Below are 26,369 nucleotides of genomic sequence, written 5' to 3'. Positions count from 1 at the left end.
GCTTGCCTCAGGTCAGTTATCTACTGATGGTAGTTTACACGTTTTCCGTGGCATGCTGCACACGTTGTTCAGCCGGGCGGATCCGGAACCAGATCGCATACATCGCAGGCAGGAAGACGAGCGTAATGATCGTCCCGCCCAGCGTGCCGCCAATCAGCGTCCAGGCCAGCGTGCCCCAGAATACCGAATGCGTCAGGGGAATGAACGCCAGCACGGCCGCCATGGCGGTGAGTAAGACCGGCCGCGCTCGCTGGACCGTCGCCTCGACCACCGCCTGGAACGGATCGAGGCCGTCCCTCTGGTTATGATCGATTTGACCGATCAGGATCAGCGTATTTCGCATCAGAATGCCAGAAAGGGCGATCAGGCCGACCAGCGCGTTGATGCCAAACGGCTGATTAAATATCAGCAGGGTCGGCACAACGCCAATCAGCCCCAGCGGCGCGGTTAAGAACACCATGACCATCGCGGAGAGTGAGCGCACCTGCAAAATGATGATCAGCAGCGTCAGGGCAATCATGATCGGGAACAGCGGTAACATGGCCTGCGTGGCTTTGCCTGACTCCTCAATCGACCCCGCCATGTCAATGCGGTAGCCGGCCGGCAGCGTATCAACGATCGGCTGGAGCTGCTTCATGATGGCGACCGACACGTCCGGCGGCTGAAGATTGTCGGCGATATCGCCCCGTACGGTAATCGTGGGGGTGCGATCGCGACGGCGAAGGACCGGGTCTTCCATACCGACCTCTATCTTGCCAATTTGAGACAGTGGCACGCGCTGTCCCGCATTGCCGACCAGGGTAAAGCCTTCGATTTTTGCCGGGTCAAGGCGGATATCACCCGCCGCGCGGGCAACGACCTCTACCGATCGAATATCTTCCCGCACGGAGGTGACAGGCACGCCTGAGAGCAGGAACTGAAGCTGCCCGGCAACGGCGCTGGAAGTTAAGCCGGTCGCCTGCAGGCGGTTCTGATCGAGAGTGAAATGGAGCACCGGAACGCGCGAGCCCCAGTCGGTGTTAACGGTTCGCATCATCGGGCTTGCCTGAAGCACGGCTTTCACCCGTTCGGCGATGTCCTGCACCTGTTTGACATCCGGCCCTGACACGCGCCAGGCAACCGGGAAAGGCGAGTAGGGGCCAAACACCAGCTGCGTCACCCGCACGCGGGCTTCGGGGGCAAGGCCGCTGGCGACGGCCTCCCTGAGCCTGAACTTGAGCGCCTCGCGTGACGTCTCGCTGTCCGTCAGGATCACGATTTTCGCAAAAGAGGGATCGGGCAGCTCGGGGGCCATTGCCAGATAGAAACGGGGCGAGCCCTGACCAATATAGGCCGTGACGATTTTGGCTTCTGGCTGCTTGCCCAGCCACGCTTCTATTTTTGCAGTAGCGGCGCTGGTTTGCGCAATCGAGGTACCATAAGGCATCTGTACTTCAACCAGCACTTCCGGGCGATCGGAGGTCGGGAAGAACTGTTTTTTTACCAGCCCCATGCCGAGCACGGCCAGAATGAAAATGGCGACCACGGACCCGGCCACGCGCCATTTTCTGGCGATAACGCGGCCAAGCAGCTGGCGAAAACGGTTATAGCGAGGCGTGTTATAGATGGCGGCATGGCCGCCTTCCACTTTGGGGATCGCCGGCAGGATCTTCACCCCCAGATACGGCGTGAACACCACCGCAACAAACCATGAGGCAATCAGGGCGAGGCCGACAATCCAGAACATATTGCTGGTGTATTCCCCGGCGGTCGACTGGGCAAACCCATTCGGCATAAAGCCAATCGCCGTCACCAGGGTACCGGCCAGCATCGGCGCGGCGGTGTGGCTCCAGGCGTAGGCTGAGGCTTTGATTCTGTCGTAACCTTCCTCCATCTTCACCACCATCATTTCGATGGCGATAATGGCATCGTCAACCAGCAGGCCGAGGGCGAGGATCAGGGAGCCCAGCGTGACGCGGTCAAAGTTTATTCCCGCGGCCTCCATCACCACGAAGACGACCGCCAGCGTCAGCGGGACCGCCGCCGCGACCACCACGCCCACGCGCCAGCCCATGCTGATAAAACAGACCACCATAACCACGAGCAGGGCGACGAAGAATTTGATCATAAACTCATCGACCGACGAGCGGATATTCACGGACTGGTCGGTGACCTTGGTCAGGGTCATGCCAAGCGGCAGGCTATCATTGATTTTCGCCGTCTCCGCATCCAGCGCTTTACCCAGCGCCAGGCCGTTCCAGCCCTCACGCATGACAACACCCAGCAGCAGGGCGGGTTCATGCTGATTGCGTATCAGCATCGTCGGGGGATCTTCATAGCCTCGTTCAACCGTTGCCACATCCGACAGCGTGAGCGTTTTGCCCTGAGCGACTAAAGGCGTATCGCGGATTTTCTGCAGTTCATCGAACGCGCCGTCCAGGCGGATAAAAATCTGCGCGCCCCGGGTCTCAATGGCGCCCGCCGCGGCCAGGGCATTCTGGTCGTTGAGGGCATTGAAAATATCCTGCGGTGAGAGGCCCATTGTCGCCAGACGGTCATGGGAGAAGGCGATATAAATCCGCTCGGCCTGTTCACCGATGATATTCACTTTTTTGACTCCTGGAACGTGCAGAAGCTGCTGGCGCAGGCCTTCGGCATCGCGTACCAGCTGCCGCTGCGGTTCGCCTTTTGCTTTCAGAGCAAAGAGGGCAAAGGTGACATCCGAGAATTCGTCATTGATCATCGGGCCGATGACGCCCGCCGGGAGACGCTGGGATTCATCCCCAAGCTTTTTACGCGCCTGATAGAACTCCTCCTGCACCTCAGAAGGCGGGGTTTTGTCCTGCAGTGACAGGGTGATATACGCCATGCCGGGGCGGGTATAGGTTTCCGTACGGTCATACCACTTGAGTTCCTGCAGGCGCTTTTCCAGCGGTTCGGCCACCTGATCCTGGATCTCCTGCGCGGTTGCGCCCGGCCAGACGGCAATCGCCGTCATCTGCTTCACGGTGAAGGGCGGATCTTCCGCGCGTCCCAGTCCAAAAAAAGCGTAAATACCGGCAATGGTCACCAGAACGATCAGAAACAGCGTGACGGAACGCTCGCGGACGGCCAGCGCGGACAGGTTGAAGCGACTTTGGCTCATGGCGCGTTCTCAGCCGGAGCGGCATGGCGTTGTTCTGCCAGCCTGACAACTTCACCTTCGTGCAGAAGATGGGCACCTAACGCAACAATCTTCTCCCCGGGCTTCACGCCGCCCGTGACCTGGACCGCATCTTCGCCCACGCTCAGCACCTTAACCGGCGTCCATGTGACCTTTGCCGGCTGGGCGGAAATGCGCCAGACGCCGGGCCCTTTACCCGCATCGTAGAGTGAAGCCAGCGGGACCTGCATGGCCTGACCTTCCGCTTTCGGGTCCTCAAGGCTGAGCGTGACGGTCGCCCCCAGCGGCGCGTTCGCCAGCTGGCCAGCCAGCACGTAGCGTGCTTCATACGTCCGGGTTGTGGCATCCGCGGAGTCAGACAGCAGGCGCAACGTGGCGGTGACCGGGTGTTGTTCACGGCCATAAAGCGTGGCTCGTGCTTCGCTGCCGACGGCAGGGCGCAGCGTCTCCGGAAGCTGCACGAGCGCTTCGCGCTGTCCCGCTCTGGCAAGGCGGATCGCCACCTGCCCGGCGCTGACCACCTGACCGGGTTCGGCTAGCGTCTCCATCACCACGCCGTCTGAATCCGCCAGCAGGACGGCATAGCCCGTGGCGTTTTGCGCCACGTTGGCCTGCGCCCGGGCGGCGCTGAGATCCGCCCTGGCTGTATCGGCCGCCGCTTTAATCTGATCGTACTCCGCGGCGGACACCGCGCCGGATGCCACCAGACCGCGATAACGCGCCTCATCGCTGGTGGCTTTTCTCGCCCGCGCCTGGGCAGCATCCACCGCGCGCTGCTGCGCCTGAGCCTGTAATTTCAGATCAACCGGATCCAGACGCAGTAAGGGCTGGCCCTGTTTGACAGTCTGCCCGGTATCCACCAGACGTTCGAGGATTTTACCCTGAACCCTGAAGCCCAGGTCGCTTTGCGTTCTTGCCACCACCACGCCCGTAAAGGTGCGAGCCGCTGGATTCGCCATCTCGACGGAGGCGGATCTGACAAGCGGTGGCCTGGTGCGCGGATCGTCACTCGCGGAAATATCGCCGCATGCCGCGAGGGCAAACGGCAGAAGACATATGGCAAGGCGGGCTGAAGTGAGCCTGAGCATGGGAAACCCTTTTGAAGTAACAGGACAGTTTCCGCATTCTGTGATTAGTGACCAATAAAGTCAATGGTCACTAATCAGGGGGCCAGGCTTCTTAAAATTAGTGAGGAGAGGAGTACCGCTGCCGTTGGGGCAGTTTCAAGGTTGTACTGCAGCTGAACGGGGTTAATGTAAGGGCACATCACCATGTAAACGGCGCAGGTGACCTCATCCAGAGGCGTCTTCCTTTCGAACTCTCCAGCCTGTCTGCCTTCGATAATGATGCTCTCAATCAGCTTCAGGAGGCTTTCGGTATACCTTTCCGTCGAAGGCCACTTCTCCCGTGACGCGACGGCGGCGATGTCGTAGAGCTTGCGATCGTGGAAAAACAGCTCGCTTCCGGCCTCGGTAAGTGCTTTGAAGAGACGGCGGAGTTTTTCGCTGGCTGACGGCGCATCCGCAATGGCGGAAAGCACGGCCGTCATGATCAGCTCCAGGCGGTTAGCGCAGATCACTTCGCCGATAGCCTGCTTGGAATCGAAGAACTTATAAATGTAGGATTTTGAAAAACCGATAGATTTCGCCAGCTCGGCGACGGTGGTTTTTTCATAGCCGTAGTGACCGAAGTGCTCAAAGGCCGCTTCGACGATTTGCTCTCTGACAGAATGGTCAAGTGGACCACGTATTGATGGGGCGTTCATAGTTTTAGTCATTATGTAAGCTTAGCGTGACGAGCTACGATTGACAACGAGTGACCATTTCGTATTTTGGTTACATCCGTTTTCTTCATGAGCCGTTCAGACGGGACGATCAACCCGGTGGGGTAAGTGTATCACTGTTTTTCGCGCGCTATGGCATCTATCTGTCTGCGGGGGCGAGGAGGCCGCAATAGCGATGCGGCCTTGTCTGTCAGGCAGCCAGTTCAGGCATTTGCTCCTTTACGAAATTCAACACCTTCTTCGCGTCCAGAGACGCGTAGGGAAGACTCTCAATGATGGCGATTGAACGTGTATTGCCCACCGTTGCGTGTATTTCGTCGAGTTTGTACTGAATGTGCGGCGCGATAAGAAAACCGTCGAAAGCGGGGGCGACGCTGGCGAAGTTATCCAGCCCAACGGCGCTAATCATCAGTGGATAGCCTTCTTGTTCTGCCAGGGACTGCATTTTTTTGGCAAGAGCGTTTGCGGTATTACCGAACAAACAACATATCAGAAGCTTTTTCATATTTTGTTCCTCCTGAAAACCGCTCATAGGGTAGTCCTGAGGTGGTCACCGAAATGCGCGCTATCTCTGATTTTGGTGACAAAACTATAACCCCAGATCGCTCAATGAGGGATGATCGTCCGGGCGTCTACCCAACGGCCAGTGGAACAGTCGCTCGGATTCTTTTATCGGCATATCGTTAACGCAGGCAAAACGGCGCTTCATCAATCCGTCCGGTTCAAACTCCCAGTTTTCATTGCCGTACGAGCGGAACCAGTTGCCGGAATCATCATGCCATTCATAGGCATAGCGAACGGCGATGCGGTTATCCGTAAACGCCCAAAGCTCTTTAATCAAACGATAATCGAGCTCTTTTTTCCATTTCCGCTCCAGAAACGCCTGCGCCTCTTCACGGTTGGTGGCGAACTCCGCGCGGTTGCGCCATTGAGTATCCAGCGTATAGGCCAGCGCGACCTTCGCCGGATCCCGACTGTTCCAGCCATCTTCTGCCAGTCTGACCTTTTCGATCGCGCTTTCACGGGTGAAGGGCGGTAATGGAGGACGAGTGTTCATAGCGATAACCTCTGTGTGATGATGTAGACAGGTCTGTCTACTTGCGCTAATCTATGCCTGAAAAATAACGCTGTCAACATCCGTTTTGAGGCTACCGAAAAGTGAAAACCGAGCACGCAGGCAACGAAGCAAAAATCAGCGTCAGGGATAAAATATTACTGACGGCGCACGATCTGTTTTATTCTAATGGCTTCAGGGCGACGGGGGTGGATACGCTGATTAAAGAGGCGAAGGTGACCAAGGTGACGTTTTATCGCCATTTTCCGAGTAAAAGTTTACTTATTCTCGCCTACCTGCACTATCGACATGAAATATGGATTAACTGGTTTGAGACCACGCTGCGTCGACATCTTGATGAAGGCGAAATACCTTCTGATGCGATATCTGCAACCCTTTATGAATGGTTTATTTCGCCAGAGTTCCACGGCTGCGCGTTTATTAATGCCAGTGCAGAAGCCAAATCCGAGGATATAGAAAGCGAAATAAAAGCGATATGCCGCGATCATAAAATCGAAACTAAAAATATGATTGCGTCGCTGACGAAGATCGCTGATGAGCGCGTCGTCAATGAAATCATGCTGCTTATTGACGGCGCCATTATTCATGCACAAATGGGCACGGATTCAGAGACGGTAATAAATGTGTTAAAAAGTGGGTTAGAGGCGTTGACCGGTCAGAAATAAGTCCTGAATCTGCCGCAAGCGGCGTGGGGCAAGTATTACGGTAGCTGGAATATCGACTCACCGAATCGCTAAGCTATTTATGCAAAGGAAACGAAAAATATGAGAACGCAGAAACGATGCCTGGGATGCGTGGCTATCGTGGTTGATGACTACGATCGCGCCATTGAATACTACACTGACAGGCTGGGTTTTACCCTCGTAGAGGATACGCCCCAGCCGGGGAAACGCTGGGTAGTCGTCTCACCCAACCCGGAAAGCGACTGCAATATCCTGCTGGCTCGTGCCTCCAACGAAAGGCAGGAAGGTTTTATCGGTAATCAAAGCGGCGGAAGAGTTTTCCTGTTCCTTCAGACGGATGACTTTTGGCGCGATTACCATGCCATGAAAGCAAAAGGTGTTCATTTCTGCGAAGAACCTCGTGAGGAAGAGTACGGGACGGTAGTGGTTTTTGAAGATATTTACGGCAACCGCTGGGATCTTTATCAGAATGCGCAACCGTGAACATCACCGTAAATGATGTGTCATTCGCCTTTCGTCGTGCACGCTTCCCAGCAGAGCGTACTCAAAATTATGGGGACGTCTGGCTCTCGTCCCGCTGTGCCAGCGACAGCGCGCTGGCGCTGGCGGGGTCGAACAGCGAGATGCTCTCAATCTGATTGAGTAAAATCACCTTGCGGAATGACATGGCGCTGCGGGGTTCAGAGTCGAGCGTAATGTCATGCTCCGCATACCACCTGCTGTAATTATTCTCGATGCGCAGATTCATCGTCTTCGCATCCCGGTACCCGCTCAACATTGGGATCAGCACGATATTGGCCGTTTTTTCATATTCCAGCGTCGCGGTGTGGATCATGCCGACGTAAATCCGCCGCGACCGGAGTGTGATCTGCGCCAGCTCGCCTTGCTCCATACACTGATAGAGCAGTTGTTCAATCCCGCTCGCCTGCGCAAGCCGTTTGTAGAGCTTTTTCCTGCTCTCGCCGTCCAGCCTGGCGCTTCCTGCCCAGTTAGAGCGGTAGAGGCAAAACAGGATAGCAAACGCCAGCATCACGACCACCGGAGCCTGAATGCCTAAAAAACTCCAGTTCATAAAGTCGATTTGCCAGTCGGTGTATTTCGGTGAGGCAAAGTGGAAAGCGTTGTTGGCGGCGGAAAGGGCGAACAACAGCAGCCAGAGCAATCCCGTGGCGATTACGCCCTGCAGAACGAAAATACAGCCGTAAAGCGCGACGAGAAAATAGACGTCCCAGCCAAAGGAACGCTTGATTTTAAAGCGGGTCGACAGGTCGCGGCTGGTGTACCAGTACCCGCAGACCATCAGCACCATAAATATCGCCGTTCCCATATCAGGCCCTCTTCAGCGCGTTAACGTGACGCAGAAAGTCCTGCCGCACCTCGTTGCTCTTGTAGTTCACCGAGGCGTTCCCGTCCTGGTCGATAATGATGCGATCGCCATCTTCCACGGCTTCAATAATTTCCTGCTGACTCATCACCTGCAGTAAGGATTCCGGGCTTGAGAATAGGGAGAGAAAGAAACGTTTCATGTCAGGCATCCTTATGAATAAAAAGGATAAGCCTGGAAGATGACGGCTGAATTTGCCTTAAGGATAACCTGAAAGTGAAAGCCGGGTGGCGGCTACACCTTACCCGGCCTACAAAACCGTCAAGTGATTGTGTTTTCAAATTGTTGATATTTATGGGTAATAAAAAATAAATTTGCACAAACTTGGACAAATAACATTAATTGTGTAAGTTTTAATTATGCGATTACGCCACGTTGTTTACAGCCAGGATGTGACCCATGAGCACTTTGCCCTCTGTCGTGAGTCGGTTTATTGAGTACTACGCCGCACTGGATAGCCAGCCGCCGACCGCGCTGGTCGGGCTTTACCATTCGAATGCCACCCTTATCGATCCGTTCGGCGAGCACAACGGTATTTTCGCGCTTCAGCGCTATTTCACCCATCTGCTGGCAAATGTCGAGCAGTGCCGTTTTTCTATCGATCCGCCGCTCTGCAGCGGGAACCGGTTTGTTGTCACCTGGGTAATGCACTGGTCGCATCCGCGCATTGCCGGAGGCGAGCCGCTTGAACTGCCAGGATGTTCGGTGGTGGACACCGAAAACAATCTCATCACCCGTCAGCGGGACTTCTACGATGCAGGAGAGATGATCTACGAACACCTCCCTCTGCTGGGCTGGGCGGTACGCGGCGTGAAGCGGAGGGTCAAATCATGAAGGCGGTGCTGATTACCGGCGCAAGCTCGGGCATCGGCGCGGGGCTGGCGAAGTCCTTTGCCGCTGACGGCTACCACGTGATTGCCTGCGGGCGCGATCCGGCGCGGCTAGAAGCGCTACATCAGACCTGCCCCAATCTCACCGTTCGCCCGTTCGATATGACAGACAGGGACGCCTGTCGCCAGGCGCTGAGCGGCGTTTACGCCGATCTGGTTATTCTCTGCGCCGGTACCTGCGAATATCTCGACGGCGGCGTGGTGGATGCGGCGCTGGTGGAGCGGGTCATGACCACTAATTTTCTCGGGCCAGTGAACTGCCTGGCCGCGCTGCAGCCGCAGCTGGTTGCCGGTAACCGCGTGGTGCTGGTGAGCTCGATGGCCCACTGGCTTCCCTTCCCGCGGGCAGAGGCCTACGGCGCGTCCAAAGCGGCGCTGAGCTGGTTTGCCGACAGTCTGCGTCTGGACTGGGAGCCAAAGGGGATTGCCGTGACGGTCGTCTCTCCGGGATTTGTCGATACCCCGCTGACGCGCAAAAACGATTTTGCCATGCCGGGTAAGGTGAGCGTTGACGAAGCGGTAAAGGCGATCCGCACCGGGCTGGCAAAGGGCAAAATGCATATCGCGTTTCCGGCCGCGTTTGGCCTTATTTTGCGGCTGCTCTCCGGGCTGCCCGCTTTTTTGCAGCGCACGCTGCTGCGCAGGATGGTGCGCTCATGAACATTGCAATTATCGGCAGCGGCATCGCCGGGCTGACCTGCGCCTGGCGGCTGGCAGGGCATCATCAGGTAACCCTGTTTGAAGCGGGCACCACGCCCGGCGGCCATACCGCGACGGTTGACGTCTCAACGCCCCAGGGCACATACGCGATCGATACCGGGTTTATTGTCTACAACGACCGCACCTACCCGCGCTTTATGGGCCTGCTCAGCGAGCTCGGCATCAGCGGGCAAAAAACACAGATGAGCTTTTCAGTACACAACCCCGAGACGGGGCTTGAGTACAACGGCCACACCCTGACATCGCTGTTTGCCCAGCGCCGAAACCTGGTAAATCCGGCATTCTGGCGTCTGCTGGGCGAAATCGTTCGCTTTAACCGCCTGGCGAAACAGGCCCTTGAAGGGGAAGTCGATCCGAACGCCACGCTGCAGACGTTTCTGGACCAGCACGGCTTCACGCCGTTTTTTGCGCGCCACTACATTCTGCCGATGGGGGCTGCAATCTGGTCGTCATCGCTGCAGGAGATGAAGCGTTTCCCGCTGCCGCTCTTCCTGCGCTTCTTTCATCACCACGGCCTGCTGGATATCACCCAGCGTCCGCAGTGGTACGTGGTGCCGGGCGGCTCGCGGGAGTATATCCGCGCCATGCTGCAAAAACTGGGCGACCGCCTGACGCTGCACCTGAACACGCCTGTTCTGCGGGTGAGCCGCCATGCGCACGGGGTCACGCTCCAGCTTGAAAACGGCAGCCACACCTTCGACCAGGTGATATTTGCCTGCCACTCCGCCCAGGCGCTGGCCATGCTTGACGACCCAACCGCCTCAGAGCGCGAAGTGCTGGGCGATATCGGCTGGCAGCGCAACGAGGTTGTTTTGCACAGCGATCCGCGCTGGCTGCCGGTGCGGCAGCGCGCCTGGGCCAGCTGGAACTACCGCCTGAGCGCGCAGGAGCAGGCCAGCGCCTGCGTCACCTACAACATGAACATTCTGCAGGGTCTGCCTGCGGGCAGCCCACTGTTCTGCGTCACCCTGAACCCGGACGCGCCGGTGGATGAACGCTTCGTCCTGCAACGCTTTGTCTATGAGCATCCGCTGTTTAACCCGCAAAGCTGGCGTGCGCAGGCGCGCCGTGGGGAGATCAACGGTCATCACCGGAGCTGGTTCTGCGGCGCTTACTGGTACAACGGTTTTCATGAAGACGGCGTGCGCAGCGCGCTGGACGTTGTCAATGAAATAGCCGCCGGGGAGGGGAACTGACATGAACAGCTGCCTCTATCACGGCGTATTGCGCCACCGCCGCCTTCAGCCGAAAACGCATGAATTCAGCTACGGCGTTTTTATGGCCTGGCTGGATCTTGATGAACTGCCGCTGCTGGCGTCCGTCGGCGTGCGGCGCAACCGCTTTGCCGCCGCCGCGTTCCATGACGCGGACTACCCGCTCGGCACGCCGCTTAAAGAGAACGTGCTGAACAGGCTGGAGAGCCTGACCGGGGAACGTCCCGCAGGGCGGGTCATGCTTCTGACGCAGCTGCGCTACTTCGGGTTTCATTTCAATCCGGTCAATTTTTACTACTGCTATGACCAGGAAAACACGCTTCGCTGGGTGCTGGCGGAGGTGCGCAATACGCCGTGGAACGAGCGCCATTATTACGCGGTCGACGGGCAAAATGCCCGGCCCACGGAAAAAGCGTTTCACGTTTCCCCCTTCAACCCGATGGACATGGTCTACCACTGGCGCTTCAACAACCCGGACAACACATTGCATATGCACATTGAAAATCATCAGGAAGCGAAGGTCTTTGACGCCACGCTGGCCCTGCGCCGGGAGCCTCTGACCCGCCCGGCGCTGCGCGCGCTGCTGCTGCGCATCCCGCTGATGACTCTGAAAACCGTTTTCGCCATTTACTGGCAGGCGCTGAGGCTATGGCTCAAGCGCGTGCCGCTGTATAACCATCCCGTCAGCAGGAGTGAACGCTCATGACCGATCCCGTCTTTGCGCTAGAACCCGATATCCCGCGCAACGTCCGCATCGCGCGATGGCTGCTGTTTCGTCTGTTAAGCGGCATTCGCGGCGGCTCACTCACCCTGCGTGAAGGGGCGCAGACCTTCCATTTTGGCGAGACATCCTCCGCGCTGCACGCCGACGTGCAGATCCTCACGCCCGGCGTCTACTGGCGCGTCTTAACGGGCGGTAGCCTTGCCGCCGCAGAAGCCTGGATGGACGGCGAATGGGAGACCGCGCAGCTTACGCCGCTTCTGCAAATCCTGGCCCTCAACGGCGAGGTGCTTGGTCGTCTGGAGAACGGGTTCCGGCTGCTTGGCCGACCGCTGGAGCGGCTGCGCCACTGGACGCGGCGCAACTCTCGTGCCCAGGCCCGCGAAAATATTGCCGCCCATTACGATCTGGGCAACGCTTTCTATGCCCATTTTCTGGATAAGGAACTGCTTTACTCCAGCGCGCTGTTTACCGGGGACGAGCAGGATCTGACGGCGGCTCAGCAGGCCAAAATGGCGCGCCTGTGCGAGCAACTGGCGCTAAACCCGGGCGATCACCTGCTGGAAATTGGCACCGGCTGGGGGGCGATGGCGGAATACGCCGCCCGTCACTACGGCTGTCGGGTGACCACTACCACGCTGTCGCAGGAGCAATATATCTGGGCGACCGAGCGCATTGCCCGCGCCGGGCTGCAGGATCGGGTTGAGGTACTGCTCTGCGACTATCGCGACCTCACCGGGCAGTACGACAAGCTGGTCTCGATAGAGATGATTGAAGCCGTCGGGCAACGCTATCTGCCTACGTTCTTCCGTACCTGTCAGGCGCGGCTGCGCCCCGGTGGACGGATGGCGATTCAGGCCATCACCATTCAGGACCAGCGCTACCGCGACTACAGCAAAAGCGTCGATTTTATCCAGCGCTACATTTTCCCCGGCGGCTTCCTGCCGAGCATTACGGCGATGAACGAGCTGATGACGCGCCACACCGATTTCGTGGTGCGCAATCTCTTCGACATGGGACCGGACTACGCCCGCACGCTGGCCCACTGGCGGCAGCGCTTTGTCCACGCCTGGCAGGAGATTGAAAAGCTTGGCTTTGATGAACGGTTCCGCCGCATGTGGCTGTACTACTTCGGCTACTGCGAAGCCGGGTTTAACGCCCGCACCATCAGCGTGGTGCAGCTGACCGCCGAGCGCGTATGAGACGCTACCTTCAGGTCTTTCTGCTGGCCGTCGCGTTCGATCTTTACTGGGCGCTGGTAGTGCTTTTTCGCGAACAGGGCCTGATTATCTGGCTCGGGCTGGCGATCCTGGCGTGCCTTCTCTTGCCGTCAGCATACCGTCTTTACGCCATTGGGCTGGCCGCGGCGGGCAGCCTGCTGGATGCGCTCTGGGCGCTGACGGGGCTGATTGCCTTCACGGGCGACTCCCTGATGCCGCTATGGATGGTGGCATTGTGGCTGATGTTCGCCGTGGTCTGGACGCAGCTTGCGCGTACCACCACGTTGCCCGGCTGGCTGCTGACCCTGCTGGCGGCCGTGGGAGGCCCGGTGGCCTACCTGATTGGCGAGCGGTTGGGCGCCATCACGTTTCTGGAGCCGACCTTTATCGTCGTCAGCTGGATGGCGCCGGGCTGGCTGGTGCTGATGCTGTTTTTCCACCTGCTGATGGGGAGACAAAAATGAGGACTGCGGTTCTGCTGTTTTGGCTCATGCTGGTTGTTACTGGTGCTCAGGCCGCCGACTGGCTGGCCTGGCGCAAGGTGGGCGACGCCACGCTGACCTGGGGGCCGTTCACGGTCTATACCTCTCAGCTCCGCACGCCGGATGGCCGTTACAGCCGGGACGATCAGGATCAGGCGCTGATTATTACCTACGCGCGCGACATAGATCGCGATGAACTGGTTGAGGCGACCCGCGACCAGTGGCAGGCGCAGGGGATCCTGACGCAGGAACCGCAAAGTGAAGCCTGGCTAAGGATGCTCCAGTCCCTGTGGCCGGATGTCAGACCGGGTTCACAGCTGGCGTTTGTTCTCAACGATAAGCAGGGGCAGTTCTGGTACCGCGCGTCGTCGGCGCAAAAATCTTTTATTCCGCTCGGTCCGCGCCAGTCAGAAGCGTTCAGCACCCGCTTTCTGGCCATCTGGCTCGATCCCCGCACGCAATATCCTGAGCTGCGTCAGCAGCTAATCGGAGGCAAAAAATGAAACGAATCCTGACGCTGGCGCTGGCATTCACGATGCTGCTGGCCGGCTGCAGTACGGAGGTTTCCGAGTATCGCCAGCAGCAGCCGCGGCTTGATATCTTCCACTACTTTCAGGGTAAAACCGAAGCGTGGGGCATGGTGCAGGATCGCAGCGGCAAGCAGATCCGCCGCTTTCACGTTGAGATTGCCGGGGACGTCATCGGCGATACGCTGACGCTGAACGAGCGCTTCGTTTACGACGACGGCGAGAAGCAGCAGCGGGTATGGCACATTCGCCGCGTGGGGAACGACCGCTACGAGGGAACGGCAGGTGATATTGAAGGGGTTGCCACCGGGCAGGCCGCAGGCAACGCCTTTAACTGGCATTACAGCATGAACGTGAAGGCCAACGGCAAAACGTGGCTGCTAAACTTTGATGACTGGATGTACCTGCAGGATGAGACGCATCTGTTCAATAAAACCGAGATGAAGAAATTTGGCGTCACCGTCGCCACGGTGACGCTGTTCTTTACCCGGAATACGGAAGCTTAGTCGCGAACATCGCCGGTTTTGCTGCTGGAGTAAATGAAGTACAGGGCAATCCCCAGGCACACCACCGCGCCCAGACGGCTCGGTGAAAACGGAATAGCGGGATTGTTCAACCAGCCAAAGTTATCTATCAGCATGCTCATGGCGAGCTGGCCGAATATCACCGCCACCGTGGCGACGGCGGTGCCGATGCGCTGCACGGCAAGCACCATGATCACAATGTAGGGCACGCCGAACATCGCCCCGAGGAGCTGCCATTTCGGCACGTCCAGCAGCGTGACCGTCTGCTTAGGCTCAAAGAAGAAAATGAGCAGGGCGGTCACCAGCGCGCCGACGGAAAACGTCAGAAACGCGCTCTTGAAAACGCCCACGCTGCTGCCGAGCTGTCCGTTAATTGCGGCCTGTATGCTCAGCGTCGCGCCGCCGCAGATGGCCAGAATTATCATCATCAGTGTCATGTGTTTACCCCTTTGCGACCAGTACCAGTGCGGCAATAATAAAAACCAGCGCCACGATGCGTCTTGCGTTTATCTTCCTGTGCGGCGTACCCAGCAGGCCAAAGTGGTCAATGATCAGGCTTTTAAAAACCTGACCTGCCAGAATGCCGATCATCGTCAGAGCGATGCCGATAGCGGGGGTGGCGATAGTCAGAATGACAACGTAAACAGGGCCCAGCACGCCGCCGAGCAGCTGCCAGCCGGGCTGTGCGAAAAACGACGGACCGTTGCGCGGGCTGAAAAACAGCATCAGCAGAAAGGTCAGCGCAGCGCCGACCCCGAAAATGCTGAACGTGGCCCATAAATCGCCCACTTCTCCCCCTAACGGCCCCAGCAAACCCGCCTCGACGGAGAGGCCCATCCCGCCGGCAATCACCAGTAAAATCAATACAAACTGCATTATGCTTCCTCCATTATCAGGCGAAGAAGATTACGTCGGTAGACATGTGAGAAAAATGTCATAATGCAGGAAACACCTTTGCAGGAAATGCATTAATGTCAGATGCCGGAAGCATGAACCTTCGCTCACTGCTGCTGTTTATTGCCGTCTATGAAACGCAGAACTTTTCCGTCGTTGCGCGACGGGAGGGCATTTCTGCCTCGCAGGTGTCGCGGATTATTCATCAGCTTGAAGACGCGCTCGGCCAGCAGCTGTTCTATCGCAATACCCGGGCGGTGATCCCCACGGAAAACGGGCATCTTTTTATCCGCTATGCCCGGGCGATGGTCGATAACTTCGAAGAGGCGCGTCGGGAGCTGGATGAACGTTCGACCGAACCCTCCGGCACGGTACGTATTAACGGGCCGGTATTTTTTGGACAGAGGCACGTTGCACCCGGCCTGGCAGGCCTGGCCGAGCGTTATCCACGGTTAACCATAGAGCTGACGCTGACCGATGACTTTATCGACCCGCACCGGGATGCCGCCGACCTCATTTTTCGCATCGGCACGCTGACGGACTCGACGTTCCACGCCCGCATCTTCGGGCAGCAGCGCTACCATTTTGCCGCGTCGCCCGCGTATCTGCGTCAACACGGCGTACCGGCCGACCCGGCCGAGCTGAGCCAGCATAAATGCCTGGTGTATCGCGGTTCGTCTGGCCCTAATCGCTGGCTTGTGCGACGCAAGGGGGAGAATTGGGTGCACTACCCCGTGGCGCCGTTGATGACGTCCAATAATGCGGAGTCGCTGCTCATTGCCGCGCTGGGTGGAATGGGTATCGTCCTGTTTCCGGACTGGCTGATTGGCGACAGGCTGCAGCGCGGGGAGCTGGTCGCTCTTATGCCGGAAATGGCGTGCGCTATCAATACGGAGCCGCTGAATATTGCGGCGATCTATCCTCACGCACGTCATCCGCCCCTGAACGTCAGGGCGGTGATTGATTATTACGTGGCGTTTTTCGGCTCGCCACCGTACTGGCAAACGTAAGGCAATTACGCGCCGAGCTCCTTGCGGATAATTTCTGCGCCAGCGCTGAGCGCTTTCAGCTTGCCGTTAGCCACCTGACGGGAGAGGGGAGCCATGCCGCAGTTGGTTGAGGGGTAAAGCTTGTCGGCGTCGACGAACTGCAGCGCTTTACGCAGGGTGTCGGCGACCTCTTCTGGCGTTTCGACGGTGTTGGTTGCCACGTCAATCGCCCCAACCATCACCTTTTTACCGCGAATCAGCTCCAGCAGATCCATCGGTACGCGGGAGTTGTGGCACTCCAGGGAGATGATGTCGATGTTAGAGGTTTGCAGCTTAGGGAAAGCCTCTTCATACTGGCGCCATTCTGAGCCGAGCGTCTTTTTCCAGTCGGTATTGGCCTTGATGCCGTAGCCGTAGCAGATGTGTACCGCGGTTTCGCATTTCAGACCCTCAATGGCGCGCTCGAGCGCGGCGATACCCCAGTCGTTGACCTCATCAAAAAAGACGTTAAACGCCGGCTCGTCGAACTGGATAATATCCACGCCCGCGGCTTCTAATTCACGCGCTTCCTGGTTGAGGATTTTGGCGAATTCCCAGGCCAGCTTTTCGCGGCTTTTATAATGCGCGTCGTAAAGGGTGTCGATCATGGTCATTGGCCCTGGCAGGGCCCATTTGATCGGCTTGTCCGTAAGCTGGCGCAGGTACTTTGCATCGTCCACGAATACCGGCTTCTGACGCGCAACGGCAGAAACCACGGACGGGACGCTGGCGTCGTAGCGGTTACGAATGCGCACCGTCTGGCGATTTTCAAAATCGACGCCGCTCAGGTGTTCAATAAAGGTGGTGACGAAGTGCTGACGGGTCTGTTCCCCGTCGCTGACAATATCGATTCCCGCACGGATCTGCTCGTCAAGAGACAGGCGCAGTGCATCCTGTTTACCCGCCAGTAATTCCTGATCCTGCAGTTTCCACGGAGACCAGAGCGTTTCAGGTTGCGCAAGCCAGGTCGGCTTAGGCAGGCTGCCAGCCGTAGACGTCGGGAGCAATGTTTTCATAATAAAAGACCTTTTTTGATGAATTAAAGCGTGTAGTTATCAGACCACTGCTCGAGAATGTGTTTATAAGGCTTAATGAAATATTCTTCGGTAAATCGACCCTGTTCAATCGCCAGCCGGCTTCGCTCTTCGCGGTCATAAACAATTTTGGTTAATGAATGATCCTGCTGGTTCAGGTCCGGGCGATAAAACAGTCCCGCCGCCGAGTTCGCGTTATAAATTTCCGGGCGATAGATTTTCTGGAACGTCTCCATCGTGCTGATGGTGCCGATCAGTTCCAGATCGGTGTAATCGCTCAGCAAGTCTCCGGTAAAGAAGAACGCGAAAGGCGCCACGCTGTTCTCAGGCATGAAGTAGCGGACCTTCAGGCCCATTTTGGCGAAGTACAGTTCCGTTAACGACTCGCCATCCGGCGCGTACTCAATACCCAGAACAGGGTGCTGGTTACCGGTGCGGCGATAGGTGTCTTTGCTCGAGACGCTCAGGCAGATCACCGGGCCCTTGCTGAAGTTCTCTTTGTATTCAGGCGAGTTCACAAAATGGCGGAAAATATTGCCGTGCAGTTCGCCAAACTTTTCCGGAATACTGAAGTGCTGCTGGTTCTTGTTGTGCTCCAGCAGCAGGACGCTGAAATCATAATCCCGCACGTAAGAGGAGAAGTTATTCCCGACAATGCCTGCGATACGCTGGTTATTTTTTTTGTCGATAATATACGTCTGCAAAATCTCGATGGCCGGGAACGGCTTTTCCGCGCCAATGTTCAAATCGACAGAGATGATTTCAAGCTCAACCGCGTAGCGATCGGCGGTCGGGTTATCCCAGCGCGCCAGGGCATTAAAGCGGTTGTTGATCATCACCAGCGTATTGCGCAGGTTTTCCTGACGTTTTTCCCCACGCGCCAGGTTGGCAAAGTTGGTGGTCGTACGCGTATTTTCTGACGGGTTGTAATTCTCATCGAAGCAACTGCGCTTAAGGGTATATGTGAAAGCTTTGCTCATTGTGGTTATGCATCCTAAGTTCATGTTGCTAAGAAGTTACCAATGCATAATTTATGCCTGAGCCCGCGGCGCAGGGGAAGTGACTTAATTTCAATGCAACATGAGGGAAGTTCATGAACAGTATTGCGAACAGGACGGAGAGGGAAGTGAACGGGTAAGGGGCATCGCGCCCCTTAGCGTTATGCTGAAGGACGTTCGTTCCAGGCGTCACTGTGCAAGATATTCCCGTCGACAATGCACCAGGTAATTTTTTCGTACTGCAGGCTTACGCTTTCAACATGGTTCATTTTATCATTGGCAGCGATTTTCACGTTTGGCACGCTGCAGTTAACACCGGTAACCTTTACGTTCTCCATTAGTACGGTGTAATAACAGACTTCCTGTCCGGCATCATTAATATGATAGAACTTGATTTCAGCGCTTTTAAGTGCCTGACCGGTAGATGCCGCTTTGTAGAGATAGGGCGTGGAGCTATCAACTTCCTTTTCAATCCGCATGGATGAGTGTTGACGCGTGCCGATGATCTTGCCGTTAGCGCTGTCTACCGGGAGGTTAATGCCATGGCTCAGCCCAATTATCTCAATGCTACCTTCACGGTCCTGAACATCTACAGAACCTTTAATATGTGCTCCACCGTCGTCTTTTAGCCACATGTAGGGAGGAATTGGCATTCTTTATTTCCTTATTTTATTGAGTAACAGTGTTGTTAAGCGATAAATAACCGTGGTGAGGGTAAGTACGATTAAAATATCGATATTGGTATATGTGTCGTAAATTGTTTCAGCATTCACATCGCCATAAATAAAATTACATATTGATGAGACCACGTCATAATCAAGATAGTGTTCAGCGGGCCCAAGTGTGCGGCCTACAAAAATGCTGATGCACAGAAACCAGACCGTTTTGAATAGCCTGATTCCCCATTTAAGGGCAAGTGCTGATATATCCACTTTCAATCACCTCAACCCAGCCGCGTGCCATAAGTGAACGCATACAGGGAACCTGAATTAGCTCTGTACTCATGAGTGCATTCCGGATCAATGCGTAATCAGAATTATGGGCAATAGTGATACATCCTTCAGATACCGTACCTGGATGCAACCGAAACAAACCCCGATAGATGTTATCAATCCAGGTACCATCATCGATTCCCCAGTCATCCTTGTATAAAGCAAACCACTCATCGCGGCCAAATTCTGCGCCGGTTCTGACCTGGTTCCACCGATCCTGAACTTTTGCTTTTAACCCTGAAAAGAAACCTCCAGTCCCTCTGTCAACAATCCAGTATTTTCCTGGGGGAATTGGACCTGCGCCTTTAACTGCATCACAAAATCCATGGTTTCTGTAAATTCCCTGTCCGGAATGCGCCATAAACACACCCACGCCGTGCAGATTAAAAGGGGCATAGTCTGCACCATTGAGCATCATCGTTCCTTTTAAGGCCATATTTTCTCCGCTGCCTTGTAATAAGAAAAAGGCAGCCTACGCCTGTAGTGGGTAGAGATATTGAACACACATCATATTTATGAACTGCGCATTTTTTTTTAAGAAAATGACTCGACAATTTTTAATCACTATTCAGCCATTAATGTGAGTTAATGCTAAAAAATAATGAACCAGGCTCAGGCAACCCATCTCCATGCCTACTTCTCTGGCACACGCTCCGCAATTCCCGCTATAATCCCCAAAATTTCCAACCGGTTTAGAAACGATCATGACAAAACTCACCTTACAAGAGCAGATGCTGAAAGCGGGCCTGGTCAGCAGCAAGAAAGCGGCGAAAGTGCAGCGTACGGCAAAGAAATCACGCGTTCAGGCACGTGAGGCTCGGGAAGCGGTAGAAGAGAACAAGAAGGCGCAGATCGAGCGTGACAAGCTGCTGAGCGAGCAGCAGAAGCAGGCCGTACTCGCGAAAGAGTTTAAAGCCCAGGTGAAGCAGCTGATCGAGATGAACCGCATCACCGTGGCGAAGGGCAACATCACCTTTAACTTCACCGACGGTAATCTGATCAAAAAAATTGAGGTCGACAAGCAGACGCAAACCCAGCTGATCAACGGCCGTCTGGCCATTGCGCGCCTGGTGCTCAATGCAAACGGCGACTGTGAATACGCGATCATTCCGGCGGTGGTGGCTGATAAAATTGCCCAGCGCGATGCCGACAGCATCGTGTTAAACAGCGCGCTCAGTCAGGAAGAGCAGGACGAAGACGATCCGTACGCGGACTTCAAAATTCCTGACGATTTGATGTGGTAAACCGCGTTCAAAACGGGGCGGCGTGGCGGGCGTTAACCGGCTCTCCGCTCACGGGATGAATAAAATTCAGCTCGCTGGCATGCAGCATCAGCCGGGGCGTTTCCTCAGCCCCCGGCGCGTCAAGACCGCCATACAGATCGCAGCCCAGAATAGGGTGCCCCAGCTGTTGGCAGTGGATGCGCAGCTGGTGGGTTCGCCCGGTTTCCGGCGTCAGTTCCACCCGCGTTAACGACACTCCTGTCCCCTGATAAAAACGTTCCACCACCCGATAGCGGGAACGAGCGGGTTTACCGTTGATGGCGCAGATCGACATCAGCGGGAACAGCGCCGGGTCTTTGGCAATGGGCGCGTCTATTATTCCCTCGTCGTTTTCCAGATGCCCATAAAGCAGGGCGCTGTAGACTTTCTCCACGCTGCGCTGGCTGAACTGCTGGCAAAGCGCCGCGTTGATGGCCTTATTGCGCGCAACCACCATCAGCCCGGACGTGCCGAAATCCAGACGGTGTACCAGCGTGCATCCGGGGAACGTCTGGACCAGACGATAATGGACAGAATCGAGGTTTTGCGGGTTTTTGCCCGAGAGGCTGAGCAGGCCGGAAGGCTTATTAATCAGCAGCAGATGTTCATCCTGCCAGAGGATCTCAATGTCGTCGTGACACGGTGGGGCAATAAAAGAATCGATAATCGCAGACATCAGGCCGTCCGGCTGGAGAGTGGATGCGGATGATAGCGAAATGCGGGGAAAAGAAAAACCCTCCCACCGGGCGGTGAGAGGGGGAAATCTTACGCGGCTACCAGGCTGTCGATGGCGGCTTTCGCGTCGGTCTGCGCTTTGGTCGCCACTTCAGGACCGTAAGCGATGCCTTCCGCGAACACGAAGTTCACGTCAGTGATGCCGATGAAGCCGAGGAACAGGCTCAGGTACGGCGCAACCAGGTCAGTTGGGGTATCTTTATGGATACCGCCACGGCTGGTCAGGACGATCGCACGCTTGCCTTTTACCAGACCTTCCGGGCCGTTCTCGGTGTAGCGGAAGGTTACGCCAGCGCGCGCCACCAGGTCGAAGTAGTTCTTCAGCTGGGTAGGAATGTTGAAGTTGTACATTGGGGCGTTGATGACGATAACGTCGTGCGCCTGCAGCTCAGCAATCAGCTCGTCGGACAGGGCCAGGGCTTCCTGCTGACGCGGGGACAGTGGCGCATCGCTCGGGCGCAGCGCGCCAACCAGCTCGCCGTCCAGGACAGGAATGGGGTTTGCTGCCAGGTCACGCACGGTGATTTCGTCTGCAGAATGCTGTTCACGCCACTGTTCAACGAAGTAATCAGACAGCTGACCAGACTGAGAGTACCCTGCCAGAATACTGGATTTCAAAACTAATACTTTGCTCATGGATGATTCCTGTTGTTGCATTTGATTGAAGGGGGGTGCCCCGTTGCTTGTTGACACTTTATTCACAATCCTGCCACAGAGATAGCGCAATATATCGAAGTCTATGTTCGAATTTTTTGAATAAGGCGCTAAAAGCGTCAATGTGGTACTCTATAGCAATCATTAAAAAGAGATTTTATCCGGCAGAGCACTGCCCGTTAACGCTATGACAGAACAACAAAAATTCACCTTCCCGATGCTCCTGCAACAGCTCGATTCTCTGACGCTGCGCGATAAACAGCGCTTCGCCCGCCGTCTGCACGGCGTGAAGAAGGTTAAAAATCCTGATGCACAACAGGCCATTTACCAGGAGATGGCCAAAGAGATTGAACAGGCGGCAGGGAAGGTTGTGCTGCGCGAAGCTGCGCGCCCGGTGATTACCTACCCGGAAAACCTGCCCGTCAGTCAGAAGAAACAGGACATCCTTGAGGCCGTCCGCGATCACCAGGTGGTGATTGTCGCGGGGGAAACCGGTTCAGGCAAAACCACCCAGTTGCCGAAAATCTGCATGGAGCTGGGCCGCGGGGTGAAGGGGCTGATTGGCCACACCCAGCCGCGTCGTCTGGCGGCGCGCACCGTGGCGAACCGTATTGCCGAAGAGCTGCAGACGGAGCCGGGCGGCTGCATCGGCTACAAGGTGCGATTCAGCGACCACGTCAGCGACAACACCATGGTCAAGCTGATGACGGACGGTATCCTGCTGGCGGAAATACAGCAGGACCGCCTGCTGATGCAGTACGACACCATCATCATTGACGAAGCGCACGAGCGCAGCCTGAACATTGACTTCCTGCTTGGCTATCTTAAAGAGCTGCTGCCACGTCGCCCTGATCTGAAAATCATCATCACCTCCGCGACCATCGACCCGGAGCGCTTCTCAAAACACTTCAACAATGCGCCGATTATTGAAGTGTCGGGCCGCACCTATCCGGTGGAAGTGCGCTATCGCCCGATTGTGGAAGAGGCGGACGATACCGAGCGCGATCAGCTGCAGGCCATCTTCGACGCCGTTGACGAGCTGGGCAACGAGAGCGCGGGCGACATCCTGATCTTCATGAGCGGCGAGCGCGAAATTCGCGATACTGCCGATGCGCTCAGCAAGCGCGACCTGCGCCACACTGAGATCCTGCCGCTGTATGCCCGCCTGTCCAACAGCGAACAGAACCGCGTCTTCCAGCCACACAGCGGACGCCGCATCGTGCTGGCGACCAACGTGGCGGAGACCTCGCTGACCGTACCGGGGATTAAATACGTGATCGACCCGGGCACGGCGCGCATCAGCCGCTACAGCTACCGCACCAAGGTTCAGCGCCTGCCGATTGAGCCGGTCTCCCAGGCGTCTGCTAACCAGCGTAAGGGCCGCTGCGGCCGCGTGTCGGAAGGGATCTGTATTCGTCTTTATTCCGAAGACGATTTCCTGTCGCGCCCGGAGTTTACCGACCCGGAAATTCTGCGCACCAACCTGGCGTCCGTAATCCTGCAGATGACGGCCCTGGGGCTGGGCGACATCGCGGCGTTTCCGTTTGTCGAAGCGCCGGATAAGCGCAACATTCAGGACGGCGTGCGTCTGCTGGAAGAGCTCGGAGCGATTACCACCGACGAGCAGGCAACGGTCTATAAGCTGACGCCGCTGGGCCGCCAGCTCAGCCAGCTGCCGGTCGACCCGCGCCTGGCGCGCATGGTGCTGGAAGCGCAAAAGCACGGTTGCGTGCGCGAGGCGATGATCATCACCTCGGCGCTCTCCATTCAGGACCCGCGCGAGCGTCCGATGGACAAACAGCAGGCGTCGGACGAAAAGCACCGTCGCTTCCACGACAAAGAGTCCGATTTCCTCGCCTTTGTGAACCTGTGGAACTACCTCGGCGAGCAGCAGAAAGCGCTCTCCTCGAACCAGTTCCGCCGCCAGTGCCGCGTGGATTTCCTTAACTACCTCCGCGTGCGCGAGTGGCAGGATATCTACACCCAGCTGCGCCAGGTTGTGAAAGAGCTGGGCATTCCGGTGAACACTGAACCGGCGGAGTACCGCGAAATTCACATCGCGCTGCTGACCGGCCTGCTGTCCCATATCGGGATGAAGGATGCGGATAAGCAGGAATATACCGGCGCGCGTAACGCGCGTTTCTCCATCTTCCCGGGTTCCGGCTTGTTCAAGAAGCCGCCGAAGTGGACCATGGTCGCGGAGCTGGTGGAAACCAGCCGCCTGTGGGGGCGCATTGCCGCGCGCATCGACCCGGAATGGGTTGAGCCGGTGGCTCAGCACCTGCTGAAACGCTCGTACAGCGAGCCGCACTGGGAGCGCGCGCAGGGCGCGGTGATGGCGACCGAAAAAGTGACCGTTTACGGCCTGCCGGTGGTCGCCGCGCGTAAGGTCAACTACAGCCAGATCGATCCGGCGCTCAGCCGCGAGCTGTTTATCCGCCACGCGCTGGTGGAGGGGGACTGGCAGACGCGCCACGCGTTCTTCCGTGAAAACCTGAAGCTGCGCGCCGAGGTGGAAGAGCTTGAGCACAAGTCCCGACGCCGCGACATTCTGGTGGACGATGAGGCGCTGTTTGAGTTTTACGACCAGCGCATCAGCCATGATGTGATCTCCGCCCGCCACTTTGACAGCTGGTGGAAGAAGGCCAGCAAAGCGACGCCGGACCTGCTCAACTTCGAAAAGAGCATGCTGATTAAAGAGGGGGCGGAGTCGGTCAGCAAGCTCGACTACCCGAACTTCTGGCATCAGGGCAACCTCAAGTTGCGTCTGACCTACCAGTTTGAACCGGGAACCGACGCGGACGGCGTAACCGTCCACATTCCGCTGCCGCTGTTAAACCAGGTCGACGAGAGCGGGTTTGAGTGGCAAATCCCCGGCCTGCGCCGCGAGCTGGTGATTGCGCTGATCAAATCCCTGCCGAAACCGGTGCGGCGCAATTTTGTGCCAGCGCCAAACTATGCGGAAGCGTTTCTGGGCCGCGTCACGCCGCTGGAACTGCCGCTGCTGGACGCGCTGGAGCGTGAGTTCCGCCGCATGACCGGCACCACTATCGACCGCGAAGACTGGAACTGGGATCAGGTGCCCGATCACCTGAAAATCAGCTTCCGCGTGGTGGATGATAAAAACAAAAAGCTGCTGGAAGGGCGTTCCCTCAGCGAGCTGAAAGAGGCGCTGAAAGGCAAAGTTCAGGAGACGCTTTCTGCGGTGGCGGACGACGGCATCGAGCAGAGCGGGCTGCATATCTGGAGCTTTGGCCAGCTTCCGGAAAGCTACGAGCAGAAGCGCGGCAACTATAAGGTCAAAGCCTGGCCGGCGCTGGTGGACGAACGTGACAGCGTGGCGATCAAACTGTTTGATAACCCGCAGGAACAGCAGCAGATGATGTGGCGCGGGCTGCGCCGCCTGCTGCTGCTCAACATCCCGTCGCCGATCAAGTATCTGCACGAGAAGCTGCCGAACAAAGCCAAGCTGGGGCTCTACTTTAACCCGTACGGCAAAGTGCTGGATCTGATTGACGACTGCATCTCCTGCGGCGTGGACAAGCTGATCCACGAGGCGGGTGGCCCGGTCTGGACGGAAGAAGGTTTTGCGAAGCTGCATGACAAGGTGCGCGCCGAGCTGAACGACACCGTGGTGGAGATAGCCAAACAGGTCGAGCAGATCCTCACCGCCGTGTTCAATATCAACAAGCGCCTGAAGGGGCGCGTGGATATGACCATGGCGCTGGGGCTGTCGGACGTGAAGGCGCAGATGGCGGGGCTGGTGTACCGCGGCTTTGTCACCGGCAACGGCTTTAAGCGTCTGGGCGATACGCTGCGCTATCTGCAGGCGATTGAAAAACGTCTGGAGAAAATGGCGATCGATCCGCACCGCGATCGCGCGCAGATGCTGAAAGTGGAGAGCGTGCAGCAGGCGTGGCAGCAGTGGTTAAACAAGCTGCCGCCGGCGCGCCGCGACGATGAAGATGTGCAGGAGATCCGCTGGATGATCGAGGAGCTGCGCGTCAGCTTCTTTGCCCAGCAGCTCGGTACGCCGTATCCGATTTCGGATAAACGTATATTGCAGGCGATGGAGCAGATTTCCGCTTAACGTCCTTACCCGGTTTTCTCCCTCTCCCTGTGGGCTGAGGGTTCCCCACAAATTAATGCGAGCACTGAACAATCCCCTCGCCCCTTTGGGGAGAGTGTTAGGGTGAGGGGAACATACGGCAGTGGTGGTCATTCCGTTCACTTTATGTTCCTTGCTACTCTGTAAATGCTGTTTCGGTGAACGTGCCAGGGCGGCTCAATCGCCGCCGCCCTGGCGACCCGGGCTCCCGGCGGTAAATCGCCGCTACGCGGTACCTTCGGCTAATTCCTTTCGGCTTATCGGGGACGGGCGGAGGTAACATCCCTGTAAAGCCCGCC

At 56.9% G+C, this 26,369-nt stretch carries 28 protein-coding genes; 13 read left to right on the top strand and 15 right to left on the bottom strand.

The genetic code is table 11. The features are described from left to right. Positions 1-34: 34 nt before the first annotated feature. From INF73_RS01135 to INF73_RS01115, 5 genes are all read right to left on the bottom strand, one after another. Positions 35-3,124 (bottom strand): efflux RND transporter permease subunit, encoded by a 3,090-nt coding sequence (locus INF73_RS01135; RefSeq protein ID WP_193542717.1) that lies wholly within the window; start codon positions 3,122-3,124, stop codon positions 35-37. Continuing rightward, positions 3,121-4,230, bottom strand: coding sequence for an efflux RND transporter periplasmic adaptor subunit (locus tag INF73_RS01130; protein ID WP_136343236.1), 1,110 nt, complete (start codon positions 4,228-4,230; stop codon positions 3,121-3,123). The genes INF73_RS01135 and INF73_RS01130 overlap by 4 nt, the downstream gene beginning before the upstream one ends. A 74-nt stretch (positions 4,231-4,304) precedes the next feature. After that, a complete protein-coding gene (locus INF73_RS01125) occupies positions 4,305-4,919 on the bottom strand; it encodes a TetR/AcrR family transcriptional regulator (RefSeq protein ID WP_041910138.1) in 615 nt (204 codons plus the stop codon). 196 nt (positions 4,920-5,115) lie between these two features. Next, the gene (locus tag INF73_RS01120) at positions 5,116-5,430 is read right to left on the bottom strand and encodes a PTS sugar transporter subunit IIB (protein WP_047365488.1); all 315 of its coding nucleotides are present in this window, start codon (positions 5,428-5,430) and stop codon (positions 5,116-5,118) included. 84 nt (positions 5,431-5,514) lie between these two features. Next, on the bottom strand, positions 5,515-5,982 hold the full coding sequence (locus tag INF73_RS01115; protein WP_059354822.1) for a nuclear transport factor 2 family protein: 468 nt from the start codon (positions 5,980-5,982) through the stop codon (positions 5,515-5,517). A 101-nt stretch (positions 5,983-6,083) separates the two neighbouring features. Here INF73_RS01115 and INF73_RS01110 point away from each other — a divergent pair, with 101 nt between their 5' ends. Beyond that, entirely contained in the window at positions 6,084-6,665 is a 582-nt protein-coding gene (locus INF73_RS01110) for a TetR/AcrR family transcriptional regulator (protein ID WP_048998461.1), read from the top strand. Between the two features lie 99 nt (positions 6,666-6,764). Then, positions 6,765-7,166, top strand: a complete 402-nt coding sequence (locus INF73_RS01105) for a VOC family protein (RefSeq protein WP_028013054.1) — start codon at positions 6,765-6,767, stop codon at positions 7,164-7,166. A gap of 67 nt (positions 7,167-7,233) precedes the next feature. Here the strand turns inward: INF73_RS01105 and INF73_RS01100 are convergent, their stop codons facing one another. Then, positions 7,234-8,010 carry a hypothetical protein gene (locus tag INF73_RS01100; protein WP_193542715.1) on the bottom strand — a complete coding sequence of 259 codons (777 nt, stop codon included), beginning with the start codon at positions 8,008-8,010 and terminating at the stop codon, positions 7,234-7,236. A 1-nt stretch (position 8,011) separates the two neighbouring features. Then, the gene (locus INF73_RS01095) at positions 8,012-8,209 is read right to left on the bottom strand and encodes a hypothetical protein (protein ID WP_008502331.1); all 198 of its coding nucleotides are present in this window, start codon (positions 8,207-8,209) and stop codon (positions 8,012-8,014) included. Positions 8,210-8,466: 257 nt separating this feature from the next. On the opposite strand from INF73_RS01095, the gene INF73_RS01090 reads away from it, so the two are divergent. Genes INF73_RS01090 through INF73_RS01055 form a run of 8 tightly spaced genes read left to right on the top strand, consistent with a single transcriptional unit; the run spans position 8,467 to position 14,347 of the window. Next, on the top strand, positions 8,467-8,901 hold the full coding sequence (locus INF73_RS01090) for a nuclear transport factor 2 family protein (protein WP_028013056.1): 435 nt from the start codon (positions 8,467-8,469) through the stop codon (positions 8,899-8,901). Then, positions 8,898-9,617: an SDR family NAD(P)-dependent oxidoreductase gene (locus INF73_RS01085; RefSeq protein ID WP_193542712.1), complete on the top strand. Its 720-nt coding sequence runs from the start codon at positions 8,898-8,900 to the stop codon at positions 9,615-9,617. The genes INF73_RS01090 and INF73_RS01085 overlap by 4 nt, the downstream gene beginning before the upstream one ends. Further along, positions 9,614-10,873: an NAD(P)/FAD-dependent oxidoreductase gene (locus tag INF73_RS01080; protein WP_193542710.1), complete on the top strand. Its 1,260-nt coding sequence runs from the start codon at positions 9,614-9,616 to the stop codon at positions 10,871-10,873. The genes INF73_RS01085 and INF73_RS01080 overlap by 4 nt, the downstream gene beginning before the upstream one ends. 1 nt (position 10,874) lies before the next feature. After that, positions 10,875-11,597: a DUF1365 domain-containing protein gene (locus INF73_RS01075; protein ID WP_045630379.1), complete on the top strand. Its 723-nt coding sequence runs from the start codon at positions 10,875-10,877 to the stop codon at positions 11,595-11,597. Beyond that, positions 11,594-12,814 carry a cyclopropane-fatty-acyl-phospholipid synthase family protein gene (locus INF73_RS01070; protein WP_193542708.1) on the top strand — a complete coding sequence of 407 codons (1,221 nt, stop codon included), beginning with the start codon at positions 11,594-11,596 and terminating at the stop codon, positions 12,812-12,814. Before INF73_RS01075 ends, INF73_RS01070 begins: the two co-directional genes overlap by 4 nt. After that, a complete protein-coding gene (locus tag INF73_RS01065) occupies positions 12,811-13,296 on the top strand; it encodes a DUF2878 domain-containing protein (RefSeq protein WP_028013061.1) in 486 nt (161 codons plus the stop codon). Before INF73_RS01070 ends, INF73_RS01065 begins: the two co-directional genes overlap by 4 nt. After that, entirely contained in the window at positions 13,293-13,817 is a 525-nt protein-coding gene (locus INF73_RS01060) for a hypothetical protein (RefSeq protein WP_193360293.1), read from the top strand. Before INF73_RS01065 ends, INF73_RS01060 begins: the two co-directional genes overlap by 4 nt. Next, a complete protein-coding gene (locus tag INF73_RS01055; protein WP_028013063.1) occupies positions 13,814-14,347 on the top strand; it encodes a DUF3833 domain-containing protein in 534 nt (177 codons plus the stop codon). Before INF73_RS01060 ends, INF73_RS01055 begins: the two co-directional genes overlap by 4 nt. On the opposite strand, the gene INF73_RS01050 is transcribed toward INF73_RS01055, so the two are convergent. Together INF73_RS01050 and INF73_RS01045 are read right to left on the bottom strand one after the other, a co-directional pair. Beyond that, positions 14,344-14,802 (bottom strand): DMT family transporter, encoded by a 459-nt coding sequence (locus INF73_RS01050; RefSeq protein ID WP_028013064.1) that lies wholly within the window; start codon positions 14,800-14,802, stop codon positions 14,344-14,346. The genes INF73_RS01055 and INF73_RS01050 overlap by 4 nt on opposite strands. 4 nt (positions 14,803-14,806) lie before the next feature. Further along, entirely contained in the window at positions 14,807-15,241 is a 435-nt protein-coding gene (locus INF73_RS01045; protein ID WP_028013065.1) for a DMT family transporter, read from the bottom strand. Positions 15,242-15,336: 95 nt separating this feature from the next. Here INF73_RS01045 and INF73_RS01040 point away from each other — a divergent pair, with 95 nt between their 5' ends. Further along, complete coding sequence (locus tag INF73_RS01040; protein WP_193542706.1) at positions 15,337-16,269, top strand: LysR family transcriptional regulator; 933 nt, start codon at positions 15,337-15,339, stop codon at positions 16,267-16,269. Positions 16,270-16,274: 5 nt separating this feature from the next. On the opposite strand, the gene INF73_RS01035 is transcribed toward INF73_RS01040, so the two are convergent. The 4 genes from INF73_RS01035 to INF73_RS01020 all read right to left on the bottom strand — a co-directional run bounded on the left by INF73_RS01035 (position 16,275) and on the right by INF73_RS01020 (position 19,747). Beyond that, positions 16,275-17,303, bottom strand: coding sequence for a methionine synthase (locus INF73_RS01035; protein ID WP_193542704.1), 1,029 nt, complete (start codon positions 17,301-17,303; stop codon positions 16,275-16,277). A 23-nt stretch (positions 17,304-17,326) separates the two neighbouring features. Continuing rightward, on the bottom strand, positions 17,327-18,301 hold the full coding sequence (locus INF73_RS01030; protein ID WP_193542702.1) for a DUF1852 domain-containing protein: 975 nt from the start codon (positions 18,299-18,301) through the stop codon (positions 17,327-17,329). Between the two features lie 179 nt (positions 18,302-18,480). Next, positions 18,481-18,972 (bottom strand): type VI secretion system tube protein TssD, encoded by a 492-nt coding sequence (locus INF73_RS01025; RefSeq protein ID WP_193542699.1) that lies wholly within the window; start codon positions 18,970-18,972, stop codon positions 18,481-18,483. A 253-nt stretch (positions 18,973-19,225) separates the two neighbouring features. After that, on the bottom strand, positions 19,226-19,747 hold the full coding sequence (locus INF73_RS01020) for a DUF2778 domain-containing protein (RefSeq protein ID WP_193542697.1): 522 nt from the start codon (positions 19,745-19,747) through the stop codon (positions 19,226-19,228). Between the two features lie 268 nt (positions 19,748-20,015). Here INF73_RS01020 and INF73_RS01015 point away from each other — a divergent pair, with 268 nt between their 5' ends. Further along, on the top strand, positions 20,016-20,555 hold the full coding sequence (locus tag INF73_RS01015; protein ID WP_028013071.1) for a DUF2058 domain-containing protein: 540 nt from the start codon (positions 20,016-20,018) through the stop codon (positions 20,553-20,555). A gap of 7 nt (positions 20,556-20,562) precedes the next feature. Here INF73_RS01015 and INF73_RS01010 read toward each other — a convergent pair whose 3' ends face one another. After that, positions 20,563-21,249 carry an RluA family pseudouridine synthase gene (locus INF73_RS01010; protein WP_193542695.1) on the bottom strand — a complete coding sequence of 229 codons (687 nt, stop codon included), beginning with the start codon at positions 21,247-21,249 and terminating at the stop codon, positions 20,563-20,565. Positions 21,250-21,338: 89 nt separating this feature from the next. Beyond that, positions 21,339-21,944: an FMN-dependent NADH-azoreductase gene (gene azoR / locus INF73_RS01005; RefSeq protein WP_008502313.1), complete on the bottom strand. Its 606-nt coding sequence runs from the start codon at positions 21,942-21,944 to the stop codon at positions 21,339-21,341. Positions 21,945-22,149: 205 nt separating this feature from the next. On the opposite strand from azoR, the gene hrpA reads away from it, so the two are divergent. Then, the gene (gene hrpA, locus INF73_RS01000) at positions 22,150-26,052 is read left to right on the top strand and encodes an ATP-dependent RNA helicase HrpA (protein ID WP_193542693.1); all 3,903 of its coding nucleotides are present in this window, start codon (positions 22,150-22,152) and stop codon (positions 26,050-26,052) included. The last annotated feature ends 317 nt before the right edge of the window (positions 26,053-26,369 follow it).

The organism is Enterobacter cloacae complex sp. P6RS, assembly GCF_014982245.1.
Taxonomy (GTDB): Bacteria; Pseudomonadota; Gammaproteobacteria; order Enterobacterales; family Enterobacteriaceae; genus Enterobacter; species Enterobacter bugandensis.
Note: the sequence above shows the minus strand (reverse complement) of the source record. Positions and strands in the feature narration are given on the sequence as shown.